We start from the raw sequence: 13,831 nt of genomic DNA, 5'->3' as shown, positions 1-13,831 counted from the left end.
ATCAGGAGAAATAGCTCAGCAGCGAACCGATCACCGTTTTCTGATTGTTATCAGAGAGGTTATAGAACAGCGGCAGGCGCAGCAGGCGCTCACTTTCGGTCTGGGTTGCGCGATCGGTACCGTGGAAGCGGCCAAAACGCAGACCGGCAGGAGAGCTGTGCAGCGGAATGTAGTGGAAGACCGCAAGGATCTCGGCCTCTTTCAGCCAGGAGATCAGCGCGCTGCGGTCATCCTGATCGCGCAGCTTGAGGTAAAACATATGCGCATTGTGTTCGCAGTTTGCCGGGATGACGGGCAGCTCGATGCGCCCGCGTGCCGCCAGGGGCTGCAGGGCATCATGATAGTTCTGCCACAGCCGCAGGCGCTGCTGGTTGATGCGCTCTGCCGCCTCCAGCTGTGCCCAGAGATACGCGGCCTGCAAATCAGCCATCAGATAGCTGGAGCCGATATCGCGCCAGGTGTACTTATCCACCTGACCACGGAAAAACTGGCTGCGGTTGGTGCCTTTCTCGCGCACGATCTCCGCGCGCTCGACCAGCGAGGCATCGTTGACCAGCGTCGCGCCACCTTCGCCACCGGCCGTGTAGTTTTTGGTTTCATGAAAGCTGAAGCAGCCGATATGCCCAATGCTGCCAAGCGCGCGACCTTTGTAGGTCGACATCACGCCCTGCGCAGCATCCTCCACCACCCACAGCTGGTGCTTTTTCGCCAGCGCCATAATGGTGTCCATCTCGCAGGCCACGCCCGCATAGTGCACCGGCACAATCGCTTTAGTCTTATCGGTGATCGCCGCCTCAATCAGCGTCTCATCGATATTCATGGTATCCGGGCGCACGTCGACAAAGACGATGGTCGCCCCACGCAGCACAAAGGCATTGGCCGTCGAGACAAAGGTGTAGCTCGGCATGATCACTTCATCACCGGGCTGAATATCAATCAGGATCGCCGCCATTTCGAGCGAAGCGGTGCAGGAAGGGGTAAGCAGTACTTTACGACTGGCGAAGCGCTGCTCCATCCACTGCTGGCAGCGACGGGTAAAACCGCCATCGCCGCACAGCTTGCCGCTACCCATGGCCGACTGCATATATTCAAGTTCAGTTCCCACCACCGGCGGCGCATTAAACGGAATCATGGTGTTTCCCTGTATAACCAGTATGCGGTGCGTTCAATCACGCCGCCGCAGCGAAGATAAAGACGCAGCGCAGCGAGGTTGCCCAGCTGCGTGGCGACGTGAAGTCGTGTCAGGCGGCGTGCGCGGCACCAGTCGTTAGCCGCATTCATCAACCGCTGGCCGATGCCCAGCCCCTGAGCCGCAGGTAATACCGCCAGCAGGCCAATGCGCGCGGTGCCGTCATCCAGCTCACGCAGGGAGACAAAGCCCTGCATAATACCCTGCTCATCCACCGCCAACAGGCACTGATGATCAAAGGTGCCGCGCACCGCGTTTTCCACCCACTGCGCATAGAAGCGTCCGCTGTCGCCGGATGCATACCACGGGGCACGAAAACGGCTAAAGGTGAATGCTTCTTCCGCGGCCTGGCGCAGCGCCGGGATATGTTCCGCGCGCGCAATACGCACGCCGGTTGGGCGATCCACCGGCGTGATGCCCAGCACGCAGTCCGCTTCCCCTTCCACCAGGCGAAAACCGAGCGCGCTGAGCGCATCCAGCTCTGCGCTCTGCTGCGCCAGCACCTTGACCTGCACCAGCGGCCAGTCGTCGAGCTGAACGCTATCCAGCTGATGCTCACCGCCCAGCTCCAGCAGCGCACTCTGCCGGTTAAAGAAACTGTTCTCCCAGAGGAGGGGTTTAAGCGTGCCGTTCACAGCTCGAATCTCTCATCGCCATACTCCTTTGGTATCCACAACCCACGGCTGGTTTACACTGGCGGGATCGATGGCTTTAAACTGACGGTGATCGACCAGCAGCACCAGTACATCAGCCTGCTGCAGGGCGTCATCCAGCGCCACCAGCGTGACGCTTTGCTGCAGCTTCGCGGGCAGCTGCTGCACGTTAGGTTCGACCACCAGCGTGCTGCCCTGATGCCAGTCGGCGATCAGCTTCGTTACCTGAACGGCCGGGCTTTCACGCAGGTCGTCAATATCGGGCTTGAACGCCAGGCCCAGGCAGGCAATTTTCAGCTCGCTGGCGCGCTTGTTGCTGCTCATCAGGCAGTCGGCAACCCGGCGCTGCACCTGCTCCAGCACCCAGTGCGGTTTACCGTCATTCACTTCGCGCGCGGTGCGGATCAACCGCGCCTGCTCGGGATTTTGCGCCACGATAAACCACGGATCGACGGCGATGCAGTGCCCGCCAACGCCCGGGCCGGGTTGCAGAATGTTCACGCGCGGATGGCGGTTGGCGAGACGGATCAGCTCCCAGACGTTGATATCCTGCTCGGCGCAGATCAACGACAGCTCGTTAGCGAAGGCAATATTGACGTCGCGGAAGCTGTTCTCGGTGAGCTTACACATTTCAGCGGTGCGCGAATTGGTGACCACGCACTCACCTTCGAGAAAGATATTGTACAGATCGCAGGCGCGCTGCGAGCAGACGGCCGTCATACCGCCTATCACACGGTCATTTTTAAACAGCTCAACCATCACCTGACCCGGCAAGACGCGCTCCGGGCAGTAGGCAACCTGAATGTCCGCCTGCTCACCCGCCTGCTGCGGGAAGCTCAGGTCCGGGCGCGCTGCCGCCAGCCACGCGGCCATCTGCTCGGTAGCCCCCACCGGAGAGGTGGATTCGAGGATCACCAGATCGCCCTTCTTCAGCACTGGCGCAAGGGACTCTGCCGCCGCCCGGACAAAGGCCATATCCGGCTGATGCTCGCCTTTAAACGGCGTGGGAACGGCGATCAGAAATGCATCTGCAGCCTGTGGCTGAGTGGCAGCACGCAAATAGCCGCCCTCGACGGCGGTTTTCACCACGCGGTCGAGGTCCGGCTCAACGATATGAATGTCGCCACGATTGATGGTCTCCACCGCGTGCGCATTAATATCGATGCCGATCACCTGCTTCTGGCAGGAAGCAAAGGCCGCGGCAGTGGGCAGGCCGATGTAGCCCAGCCCGATAACAGAAATGGTGTTGAAACTCATAATGTAATCCGGTTGTGTTTAAGCGCCTGCACAATACGCTGGCAGGCCAGTCCGTCTCCGTAAGGATTATGTGCGCGACTCATGGTGTGCCACGCTTCCTCATCGGTAAGTAAACGGTTGACTTCGCTAACAATTTTTGCACCATCGGTGCCGACCAGCATCACCGTACCGGCAGCAATCGCTTCCGGGCGCTCGGTGGTATCGCGCATCACCAGCACCGGTTTGCCCAGCGACGGCGCTTCTTCCTGAATGCCACCGGAATCGGTGAGGATCAGCCAGGCGCGGTCCATCAGCCAGACAAACGGCAGGTACTCCTGCGGCTCGATCAGGATAATGTTGTCGATCCCACTCAAAATGCGGTTAACCGGCTCGCTGACGTTGGGGTTGAGATGCACCGGGTAAACAATCTGCGTATCGGGATGCAGGCGGGCAATTTCCGCCAGCGCATTACAGATACGCTCAAATCCGTCGCCGAAGCTCTCACGGCGGTGCCCCGTGACCAGAATCATCTTCTTGTCCGCAGCCAGGAATGGATAGCGCGCCGCAAGACTGTTACGCAATGCATCATCACTCAGCACGCGGTCACGCACCCAGAACAGCGCGTCGATCACCGTATTACCGGTGACGAAAATGCGCTGGGCAGGCAGATTCTCGCGCAGCAGATTTTGCTGCGAAGTGGTGGTGGGCGTGAAGTGGTAGCTCGCCAGGTGCCCGGTCAGCGTACGGTTGGCTTCTTCCGGCCACGGTGACCACAGATCGCCGGTACGCAGCCCGGCCTCCACGTGCCCTACGGGAATACGGTGGTAGAAAGCCGCAAGGCTGGCGGCAAAAGTGGTGGTGGTGTCACCGTGTACCAGCACCACATCAGGAGTGAAGTCGCTAAATACCGTTTTCAGCCCTTCCAGAATACGGCTGGTGATCTCGGTTAACCCCTGTCCCGGCTGCATAATATTAAGATCGTAGTCCGGCACGATTGAAAACAGCTGCAGCACCTGATCGAGCATTTCGCGATGCTGTGCCGTCACGCATAAGCGTGACTCGATACCCTCTTCCTGCGCCAGCGCATGCACCAGCGGCGCCATTTTAATCGCTTCGGGGCGCGTGCCAAAAACTGTTAATACTTTCACCGTGACTCTCTTAATTCGCTCGTATTTAACTTAGTGACACTTTCTGCGACGGACCAGAGCCGTTCCGGCACCCAGCAGAACCCCTACAGCGCCCCACATCACCATCAGCAGCACGCGGCGCGGGCTGTCACGCTTGACCGGCTCCTCCGGGGTGCGCAGGTAGCGCCAGGTGTGGAAAGACGGCACCAGCGTTGGCCCGACACTCAGCGTCGCCTGCATAGCCCGGTTCTGGTCGTAGTCCAGATCGTAAGACGGACCGCTGGCCTGAAGGTTTTCCAGACGCCCCTGCAGCAGCGGGCGCCCCAGCAGGAACAGTTCGGAATCCGGCAGCTGTTCGGATGGCGTCTGAGTTTTCGACTGCTCTAAGCCCTGCTGCTGAGCAATTTTTAACGCCTGCTGTACGCTGTTCACCTGACGGTCGTAAATCGCTTTTGCTACCGCTTCCTGGCGCTTTATCTGCGCTTTCAACTGAATGCTGCGGGCTGCCCAGTCGGCCGCCAGCTCTTCATTCAGATGTACGGTGGCGCGCGCATTGGCGAAAGCCACGTACTGGCGCAGCAGAGTGTTGGCGTCGGCGGCGGTCTCAGCCACCAGCGTCACGCTATCCTTGATATTCTTCGCGCTGTCGGCGGGCTGCAGCTGAATATTGGCAATCAGCTCATCCAACAGGGCTGCGTCTTCCATGGCATTACCGGTTTTCCGCTGTTTGTAATAGTCGGTCTGCAGCCAGAAATCACGCCGGGTATCCCAGGCAAACAGCTGCATGATGAACTCCTGATACGCCTCATCCATCACTGTAGGTGGGGCCACGGTCAGGCTGCCCGAACGGACATCCAGATTATTTAAAAACTGCTGCTGCGAGTAATAGCCGGAAAGCATGTTCACCGTTGGACGATCGACAATCGCGGTAGTACTCCATTTCGGCGTAACCAGCAGCGAGTAAATAAAGGCCAGGGCGGCAAACAGTGCGCCACCGGCGACAATCCAGAATTTACCGCGCCACAGCGTGCAGCAAAGACCACGAATATCCAGCTCGTTATCCGCCGCGTCAGGATAGGTCATACTTCAGGTTCCTTGTTGTCAGGCTGACTTAGTCAGTAGAGGTTTTCTTCTCGTTATGGTGATTACGCAGTCGGCGCTTCCATCTTTTAATCATGCGCGCAACGCGCCATGCCCGCTTGATGCAGTAGCCGTACAGCATGAAAGCCAGCAAGAAAAGTACCAACATCGCCCATTCCGGGACAAAGGTCAGGTATTCGCCGAGCACACCCACCGCAGCCAGCAGCGCAGCGGCAGCGGTGATCAGGACAAACGCCTGGCGGGAGGTGAAGCCCGCACGCATGATCAGGTGGTGAATGTGCTGCCGATCTGCCGAGAAGGGACTCATCCCCTTGCTCAGGCGGCGATACATAATCGCCACCATATCCATTAACGGAATAGCAATCAGCCATAGCGCGGTGACCGGGGTAATAGGATGGCTCGGACCCTGGGTGGCCTCCAGCAGGATCCAGATAATGGTAAAGCCAATCAGCGTGCTGCCGGCATCTCCCATGAAAACTTTGTAGCGGCGACCAAACACGCCGAGGTTGAGCAAAATATAGGGAATGATGGCGGCCATCATAATGAAGCACCACATCGCCAGGCTGCTCTGGCCATCCAGCAGCAGGATAACGCCAATGGCGAGGAAGGTGACGCAGGACAATCCCCCCAACAGACCATCAATGCCGTCAACCATGTTGAAGGCGTTGATCGCGGCCCAGACGGCAAATAGCGTCAGAACATAGCCAAACGGTCCGACCACCAGCTCCCAGGGGCCGAAGATGTAGCCAAGGCTTAGCAGATAGAGTTTAGCTTTCATCATCATGACAACCGCCACGCCGGCCTGAACCACCGCGCGCAGTTTTACACTGATGTCGAAACGATCATCGAGCGCGCCGACGAATACCAGACAGCCGGCACAGCTGAGATACAGCAGGACGTTAGGCACATAGAAATTCGTCAATGCAAAAGCGAAACAGCTGCCAGCAAACACGGAGATGCCACCAACCAGCGGAATCGCGCCCTGATGTCGTTTGCGGTAGTTGGGTTTATCCACCAGACCAACTTTAATAGCGGCTTTACGCGCGAAAAAAAGAAATGCCAATGAAAATAAAAAAGTTAGGGCAAGCTCCGTACTCGTATTGAGTAAATTCACATTAACCAGCTCTCTGATAAGAATTGCGCAGTGTTATAAGCAATTTTCATGCCATTAGCACCCGTATAATTCTGATTTTATTCACCAGGGCGCGCATCATCAATGCACCATATAACTTCGCCCTGTACCGCACATTAGGTCTAATTCTCCATAATCAGAATAGCCTATAGGCCAAAAACAAAAAACGCCACGACTATGCGTGGCGTTACCCGAGTTTTCATCTGTTTATTGACGGGGGTAGTGTTGTAAAACGGCAATTCGACCGTTTAGCCCCCGGCAACCAGCCAGTTATGAACGCTTCATCATATCGAAGAATTCATCGTTGGTTTTCGTCATCGCCAGCTTGTTGATGAGGAACTCCATTGCGTCGATTTCGCCCATTGGGTGAATAATCTTGCGCAGGATCCACATTTTCTGCAGCTCTTCTGACGTGGTCAGCAACTCTTCTTTACGGGTACCTGAACGGTTGTAATCGATAGCAGGGAACACGCGCTTCTCAGCGATTTTACGCGCCAGATGCAGTTCCATGTTGCCGGTACCTTTAAATTCTTCGTAGATCACTTCATCCATCTTCGAACCGGTATCAACCAGTGCGGTGGCGATGATGGTCAGGCTTCCACCCTCTTCCACGTTACGCGCAGCACCGAAGAAACGCTTCGGACGATGCAGGGCGTTGGCATCCACACCACCGGTCAGTACCTTGCCAGAAGCAGGAACCACGGTGTTATAGGCACGCGCCAGACGGGTAATGGAGTCGAGCAGGATGATCACGTCTTTTTTGTGTTCGACCAGGCGCTTGGCCTTCTCGATCACCATCTCAGCAACCTGAACGTGGCGTGATGCCGGTTCGTCAAAGGTAGAAGCGATCACTTCACCTTTAACCAGACGCTGCATCTCGGTAACTTCTTCCGGACGTTCGTCAATCAGCAGCACCATCAGCACGCAGTCTGGATGGTTGTAGGCGATGCTCTGCGCAATGTTCTGCAGCAGCATGGTTTTACCGGCTTTCGGCGGTGCCACAATCAGACCACGCTGGCCACGACCGATCGGCGAAGCCAGATCCAGTACGCGAGCGGTCAAATCTTCGGTGGAGCCGTTACCACGCTCCATGCGCAGACGTGAGTTAGCATGCAGCGGCGTTAAGTTCTCAAACAGGATTTTGTTACGGGCATTTTCCGGTTTGTCGTAGTTAACTTCGTTAACTTTCAGCAGCGCAAAGTAACGCTCACCCTCTTTTGGCGGACGGATCTTGCCAGAGATGGAGTCACCAGTGCGGAGGTTAAAGCGGCGGATTTGACTAGGGGAAACGTAGATATCATCGGGACCGGCGAGGTAGGAACTGTCTCCAGAGCGGAGGAAACCAAATCCATCCTGCAATATCTCGAGTACGCCATCGCCGAAGATGTCTTCGCCACTTTTAGCATGCTGCTTGAGGATGGCGAAAATGATGTCCTGTTTGCGCAAGCGCGCCAGGTTTTCCAGCCCCATATTTTCGCCGAGGGTAATCAGGTCTGAAACCGGCGTATTTTTTAATTCGGTAAGATTCATAATGGTGGGTTCTTAAACTCGGGGTAAAACTTGAATTGTTTGTCGTAAATGGTATGGCGAAAGATCCATGCCTGTTTAATTGGCTCTTGGTTCCGAAGTCCGCTCGATGATCACGTGCAGGAAAACGCAGATCTGAAACGAGGAGACGGTGAGGACAAGAAGCCGGAAATTCAGTAGATACTAACCGTCAGATTGCTGAATGTCTGTAAGATTCTGATGAATACAGCGTTCAACAAGGAGTCATTCTATAAGGTGCAAACTACAAGGTAAGTTCGTCGTGCAGTGGATTTAACTTAGCACGCTTAATGCCGGGCGTCTAGCGGATAGATGAAAAATCAAACCGCAAAACGCCGGCAAGGCATGATTAGCCCAGGTTCGCGTTCAGGAACTCTTTGAGCTGGCCTTTAGAGAGTGCGCCGACTTTGGTCGCAGCCACTTCGCCATTTTTGAACAGCAGCAGGGTTGGGATACCACGGATGCCGTACTTAGGCGCCGTTGCTGGGTTCTCATCAATGTTCAACTTAGCGATTTTCAGCTTGCCTTCATATTCGGCAGCCACTTCATCGAGAATAGGGGCGATCATCTTACAAGGACCGCACCATTCTGCCCAGAAGTCGACCAGTACCAAATCTTCTGCTTTCAGAACGTCGGCGTCAAAGCTGTCATCGGTCACGTGGGTAATTTTATCGCTCATGTTTACTCCAAGGGATTATCTTTACCTTTGATGTAGCATTAAGCAGCATCAGGCTGAGTTTATTGCACTGCTTTTATTTCACCGGATATGCTTTCGTAAAGCAATAGTAAGCTGATATTCTACCACACTATGAGCAAAACACACTTAACAGAACAGAAGTTTTCCGACTTCGCCCTGCACCCTCAGGTGATTGAAGCCCTTGAAACTAAAGGGTTTCATAATTGCACGCCTATTCAGGCGCTGGCATTACCGTTTACGCTCTCCGGGCGTGATGTAGCAGGTCAGGCGCAAACCGGTACCGGCAAAACGATGGCGTTCCTGACGTCAACGTTCCATCATCTTCTTTCTCACCCCGCCCCGGAAGGTCGCCAGGTTAACCAACCGCGCGCGCTGATCCTGGCACCGACGCGCGAACTGGCGGTGCAGATCCATGCGGATGCAGAACCGCTGGCGCAGGTTACCGGGCTGAAACTGGGCCTGGCTTACGGCGGCGATGGCTACGATAAACAGCTGAAAGTGCTCGAAAGCGGCGTCGATGTGCTGATCGCCACCACGGGTCGTTTAATCGATTACGCTAAACAGAATCATGTGAATTTAGGCGCCATCCAGGTGGTGGTACTCGACGAAGCTGACCGGATGTTTGACCTCGGCTTCATTAAAGACATTCGCTGGTTGTTCCGCCGCATGCCTGCCGCTAACCAGCGCCTCAATATGCTGTTCTCCGCCACCCTCTCCTTCCGCGTGCGTGAACTGGCCTTTGAGAATATGAACAACGCTGAATACGTTGAAGTTGAACCGGAACAGAAAACCGGACACCGCATTAAAGAAGAGCTGTTCTACCCTTCCAACGAAGAGAAAATGCGTTTACTGCAAACGCTGCTGGAAGAAGAGTGGCCCGATCGCGCGATCATCTTCGCGAATACCAAGCACCGCTGTGAAGATATCTGGGGCCATCTGGCTGCCGATGGTCACCGCGTGGGCCTGCTGACCGGCGATGTGGCACAGAAGAAACGCCTGCGTATTCTGGATGATTTCACCAAAGGTGATGTTGATATCCTGGTCGCTACCGATGTTGCGGCACGTGGTCTGCACATTCCAGCCGTGACCCACGTCTTCAACTACGATCTGCCTGATGACCGTGAAGACTATGTTCACCGCATTGGCCGTACCGGTCGTGCCGGTGCCAACGGTCACTCAATCAGCCTGGCCTGTGAAGAGTACGCTCTCAACCTGCCGGCGATTGAAGACTATATTGGCCATAGCATTGCCGTCAGCCGCTATAACAGCGATGCGCTGATGAGCGATCTGCCGCCGCCAAAACGCTTAACCCGAACGCGTTCTGGAAATGGTCCGCGCCGTGGGGGAAATAACAACCGCCGCAGCAGCGCGCCGCGTAGCCCTAACCGTAAACGTTCAGGTTAAAACGCCATGCTGAGCGCATCATCACTCTATGCTGCCATCGATTTAGGATCGAACAGCTTTCATATGTTGGTGGTGCGTGAAGTGGCTGGCAGTATCCAGACCATTGCCCGCATCAAGCGTAAGGTTCGCCTGGCTGCCGGGCTTGATGCCAGCCACCATCTCTCGGAAGAGGCGATGGAGCGTGGCTGGCAGTGCCTGCGGCTGTTCTCCGAGCAGCTGCAGGATATCCCACCGCAGCAGATCCGCGTCGTCGCCACCGCCACCCTGCGTATTGCCTCAAACGCCGGTGAATTCCTCGTAAAAGCTGAGAAAATTCTGGGTTGCCCGGTCAATGTGATCAGCGGTGAGGAAGAAGCTCGCCTGATTTATCAGGGCGTCGCGCATACCACCGGCGGTTCGGATAAGCGCCTGGTGGTGGATATCGGCGGCGGCAGCACCGAGCTGGTCACCGGCAAGGGTTCGCAGGCCACTACGCTGTTCAGCCTGTCGATGGGCTGCGTGACCTGGCTGGAGCGCTATTTTACCGATCGTCATCTCGGTAAAGAGAATTTCGAACAGGCCGAACAGGCCGCGCGGGCGATGATCCGGCCGGTGGCCGGTGCGCTGCGCGAACAGGGCTGGCAGGTTTGCGTCGGGGCTTCCGGCACCGTTCAGGCGCTGCAGGAAATTATGATGGCGCAGGGCATGGATGAGCGTATTACGCTGAGTAAGCTTCAGCAGCTCAAACAGCGCGCCATCCAGTGCGGCAAACTGGAAGAGCTGGAGATTGAGGGGCTGACCCTTGAGCGCGCGCTGGTTTTCCCGAGCGGCTTATCCATTCTCATCGCCATCTTTAATGAACTGAATATTACCAGCATGACGCTGGCCGGCGGCGCACTGCGCGAAGGATTGGTTTACGGCATGCTGCACCTGCCGGTGGATCGCGATATTCGCAACCGCACGCTGCATAATATCCAGCGCCGTTTTGCTATCGATCCCGAGCAGGCTGAGCGCGTGCGTCAGTTAGCCGATACCTTCGCCCGCCAGGTGGGGCAGAGCTGGAAGCTGGACGATCGCAGCCGTGAACTGTTGGATAGCGCCTGCCTGATCCATGAAATTGGTTTAAGCGTGGATTTCCGCCAGGCTCCGCAGCACTCCGCATATCTGGTGCGCCATCTCGATCTGCCAGGCTTTACCCCCGCGCAGAAAAAGCTGCTGGCAACGCTGCTGCAAAATCAGGTCAACAGCATCGATCTGGCGCTGTTAAGCCAGCAGAATGCCGTGCCGCCGCGCGTGGCTGAACGGCTGAGCCGCCTGCTGCGTCTGGCGATCATTTTTGCCAGCCGCCGCCGCGATGACACGCTGCCTGCGGTCCGTTTGCAGGCAGATGAGGACAACCTGACGCTGACGCTGCCGCAGGGCTGGCTGGATGCCCATCCTCTGCGCGCTGAGCTGCTGGAGCAGGAAGCACACTGGCAGAGCTATGTGCACTGGTCATTAGTCATTAATTAAAATCTACTACGCTCGGTAATGCGGCGTTAATCCGCTTCTATTTCTTCGCTTTATCCAGCATCGCCCGCAACCCGGCCACACGACTCTGGCCGGTTTGCATGCGCTCTTCTGCGCTGACGACTTTCCGCTCCGACTCCCATTTCAGATCATCCTGCGGTAGCTCCAGCAGGAAGCGGCTTGGCTCCGGACGGATTGATTCACCATACTGACGGCGCTCGCGGCACAGAGTAAACGTCAGCTCCTTCTGCGCACGCGTGATACCCACGTAAGCCAGACGACGCTCCTCTTCAACGTTATTTTCGTCAATGCTGCTCTGATGCGGCAGTAATCCCTCCTCCATGCCCACCAGGAACACGTAGGGGAACTCCAGACCTTTCGAGGCGTGCAGCGTCATTAACTGAACCTGATCTGACTCTTCATCACTTTCACCGCGCTCCATCATGTCGCGCAGCGTGAAGCGCGTAACGACCTGAGTCAGCGTCATCGGTTCGTCGATATCGCTGCCCTCCAGCATTTCCGTCATCCACTGGAACAGGGTATTGACGTTTTTCATGCGCATTTCAGCCGCTTTCGGGCTGCCGGAAGTTTCGAACAGCCAGCTCTCGTAATCGATACCGCGGATCAGATCGCGTACCGCAGCCACCGGCTCGCGCTCCGCCAGCTGCGCTACCTCCCGCAGCCAGTGGGTAAAGCGCTGCAGAGATTCCAGACCGCGCCCGGTCAGAGTCTGGCCGAGCCCCATATCAAAGCTGGCGCTAAACAGGCTTTTATTGCGCTGCATCGCCCACTCGCCCAGTTTTTGCAGCGTAGCCGAACCGATTTCACGCCGTGGCGTATTCACAATGCGCATAAAGGCGCTGTCGTCGTCGGCGTTGGTCAGTACGCGCAGGTAGGCCAGCAGATCCTTGATTTCCGGACGCGAGAAGAATGAGGTGCCGCCGGAGATACGGTAGGGAATGCGGTTCTGCATCAGCATTTTTTCAAACACCCGCGACTGATGGTTGCCGCGATACAGAATGGCGTAGTCTTTATAAGCGGTCTTATTGATAAAGTGATGAGCAATCAGCTCGCCGGTAACGCGTTCCGCTTCGTGATCTTCGTTGTTGGCCGTCACCACCTTCAGCTCCGCGCCGTAGCCCAGCTCGGAGAACAGACGCTTTTCAAACACGTGCGGGTTATTGGCGATCAGGATATTCGCCGCTTTCAGAATGCGTTCCGAAGAGCGGTAGTTCTGCTCCAGCTTGATCACCTGCAGCGCCGGGAAATCTTCCTGAAGCAGCACCAGGTTCTGCGGCCGCGCACCGCGCCAGGAGTAGATCGACTGATCGTCATCCCCCACCACGGTAAATCGAGCACGGCTACCCACCAGCAGCTTTACCAGCTCATACTGGCTGGTGTTGGTATCCTGATATTCATCCACCAGCAGGTAGCGGATTTTCTGCTGCCAGCGTTCGCGCACTTCCAGATTGCGCTGGAACAGCAGGGTCGGCAGCAGGATCAGATCGTCGAAATCCAGCACGTTGCAGGACTTCAGATGGCGGTCATACAGCGCGTAGCAGTGCGCGAACAGCTTATCGCGCTCCGATAACGCCCCCGCAGCCGCACGCGGCGGATCCATCAGATCGTTCTTCCAGTTAGAGATCGTTGATATCAGCTGCTGCAGCAGGGTTTTATCGTTTTCCAGCCACTCCTCGGTCAGGTCTTTTAACAGCGCCAGCTGATCCTGGTCGTCAAACAGAGAGAAGTTCGATTTCATCCCCAGCGCGGCGTATTCGCGCTTAATAATTTCCAGCCCCAGCGTATGGAAGGTGGAGATCATCAACCCGCGCGCTTCTTTGCGCCCCAGCGTCTGCGCCACGCGCTCTTTCATCTCACGCGATGCCTTGTTGGTAAAGGTCACCGCGGCGATATGGCGCGCCTGATAGCCGCATTCGCGGATCAAGTGGGCAATTTTATTGGTAATGACGCGTGTTTTTCCCGAACCGGCACCAGCCAGTACCAGACAGGGTCCGGTAACAAATTCGACGGCGTGTTGCTGACCAGGATTAAGACGCATAGATAAATCACTCAATGAAATTGCGAGGGAGGAGAAAACAGCGTGGTAGTATATACCCAAAATAATTCGAGTTGCATGAAGGCAGCAAAAGAGTGACAAATCGGTCGGAAACCGATTTGAGCAGCGCTCGCGCTGGCCGAGGGCTGAGCCTCAGGGATGAGGCTCACTAATCCCGATGAGCTGACTGAAGTCAGTGATTC

General features: G+C 56.3%; 11 protein-coding genes. 2 read left to right on the top strand and 9 right to left on the bottom strand.

Annotated elements, in window-relative coordinates:
* Position 1 precedes the first annotated feature (1 nt).
* From rffA to trxA, 8 genes are all read right to left on the bottom strand, one after another.
* On the bottom strand, positions 2-1,132 hold the full coding sequence (gene rffA, locus J2Y91_RS08945; RefSeq protein WP_253537901.1) for a dTDP-4-amino-4,6-dideoxygalactose transaminase: 1,131 nt from the start codon (positions 1,130-1,132) through the stop codon (positions 2-4).
* Positions 1,129-1,824, bottom strand: coding sequence for a dTDP-4-amino-4,6-dideoxy-D-galactose acyltransferase (gene rffC, locus J2Y91_RS08940; protein WP_413449788.1), 696 nt, complete (start codon positions 1,822-1,824; stop codon positions 1,129-1,131). The genes rffA and rffC overlap by 4 nt, the downstream gene beginning before the upstream one ends.
* A 12-nt stretch (positions 1,825-1,836) precedes the next feature.
* Positions 1,837-3,099 carry a UDP-N-acetyl-D-mannosamine dehydrogenase gene (gene wecC / locus J2Y91_RS08935; RefSeq protein ID WP_133622266.1) on the bottom strand — a complete coding sequence of 421 codons (1,263 nt, stop codon included), beginning with the start codon at positions 3,097-3,099 and terminating at the stop codon, positions 1,837-1,839.
* Entirely contained in the window at positions 3,096-4,226 is a 1,131-nt protein-coding gene (wecB, locus tag J2Y91_RS08930; RefSeq protein WP_253537898.1) for a non-hydrolyzing UDP-N-acetylglucosamine 2-epimerase, read from the bottom strand. Before wecB ends, wecC begins: the two co-directional genes overlap by 4 nt.
* A 30-nt stretch (positions 4,227-4,256) precedes the next feature.
* A complete protein-coding gene (gene wzzE / locus J2Y91_RS08925; RefSeq protein ID WP_253537895.1) occupies positions 4,257-5,288 on the bottom strand; it encodes an ECA polysaccharide chain length modulation protein in 1,032 nt (343 codons plus the stop codon).
* Between the two features lie 28 nt (positions 5,289-5,316).
* Positions 5,317-6,420 (bottom strand): UDP-N-acetylglucosamine--undecaprenyl-phosphate N-acetylglucosaminephosphotransferase, encoded by a 1,104-nt coding sequence (gene wecA / locus J2Y91_RS08920; protein ID WP_133622268.1) that lies wholly within the window; start codon positions 6,418-6,420, stop codon positions 5,317-5,319.
* A gap of 288 nt (positions 6,421-6,708) precedes the next feature.
* Complete coding sequence (gene rho, locus J2Y91_RS08915; RefSeq protein ID WP_048914348.1) at positions 6,709-7,968, bottom strand: transcription termination factor Rho; 1,260 nt, start codon at positions 7,966-7,968, stop codon at positions 6,709-6,711.
* Positions 7,969-8,332: 364 nt separating this feature from the next.
* Positions 8,333-8,662, bottom strand: coding sequence for a thioredoxin TrxA (trxA, locus tag J2Y91_RS08910; RefSeq protein WP_048914347.1), 330 nt, complete (start codon positions 8,660-8,662; stop codon positions 8,333-8,335).
* A 129-nt stretch (positions 8,663-8,791) separates the two neighbouring features.
* Between trxA and rhlB the strand changes: the two genes are divergently transcribed.
* Both rhlB and ppx read left to right on the top strand, forming a co-directional pair.
* Positions 8,792-10,084, top strand: a complete 1,293-nt coding sequence (gene rhlB, locus J2Y91_RS08905) for an ATP-dependent RNA helicase RhlB (protein ID WP_048914346.1) — start codon at positions 8,792-8,794, stop codon at positions 10,082-10,084.
* Between the two features lie 6 nt (positions 10,085-10,090).
* The gene (gene ppx / locus J2Y91_RS08900; RefSeq protein WP_253537892.1) at positions 10,091-11,575 is read left to right on the top strand and encodes an exopolyphosphatase; all 1,485 of its coding nucleotides are present in this window, start codon (positions 10,091-10,093) and stop codon (positions 11,573-11,575) included.
* Positions 11,576-11,612: 37 nt separating this feature from the next.
* On the opposite strand, the gene rep is transcribed toward ppx, so the two are convergent.
* Positions 11,613-13,631 carry a DNA helicase Rep gene (rep, locus tag J2Y91_RS08895; protein WP_048914342.1) on the bottom strand — a complete coding sequence of 673 codons (2,019 nt, stop codon included), beginning with the start codon at positions 13,629-13,631 and terminating at the stop codon, positions 11,613-11,615.
* Positions 13,632-13,831: the final 200 nt, after the last annotated feature.

Source organism: Erwinia aphidicola, from assembly GCF_024169515.1.
In the GTDB taxonomy this organism is placed as follows: domain Bacteria; phylum Pseudomonadota; class Gammaproteobacteria; order Enterobacterales; family Enterobacteriaceae; genus Erwinia; species Erwinia aphidicola.
Note: the sequence above shows the minus strand (reverse complement) of the source record. Positions and strands in the feature narration are given on the sequence as shown.

What these genes read in the sequence shown, in the direction of transcription:
- rffA (WP_253537901.1), bottom strand. Translation starts at nt 1,132, where the DNA reads ATGATTCCGTTTAATGCGCCGCCGGTGGTGGGAACTGAACTTGAATAT.
- wecC (WP_133622266.1), bottom strand. Translation starts at nt 3,099, where the DNA reads ATGAGTTTCAACACCATTTCTGTTATCGGGCTGGGCTACATCGGCCTG.
- wzzE (WP_253537895.1), bottom strand. Translation starts at nt 5,288, where the DNA reads ATGACCTATCCTGACGCGGCGGATAACGAGCTGGATATTCGTGGTCTT.
- rho (WP_048914348.1), bottom strand. Translation starts at nt 7,968, where the DNA reads ATGAATCTTACCGAATTAAAAAATACGCCGGTTTCAGACCTGATTACC.
- trxA (WP_048914347.1), bottom strand. Translation starts at nt 8,662, where the DNA reads ATGAGCGATAAAATTACCCACGTGACCGATGACAGCTTTGACGCCGAC.
- rhlB (WP_048914346.1), top strand. Translation starts at nt 8,792, where the DNA reads ATGAGCAAAACACACTTAACAGAACAGAAGTTTTCCGACTTCGCCCTG.
- ppx (WP_253537892.1), top strand. Translation starts at nt 10,091, where the DNA reads ATGCTGAGCGCATCATCACTCTATGCTGCCATCGATTTAGGATCGAAC.
- rep (WP_048914342.1), bottom strand. Translation starts at nt 13,631, where the DNA reads ATGCGTCTTAATCCTGGTCAGCAACACGCCGTCGAATTTGTTACCGGA.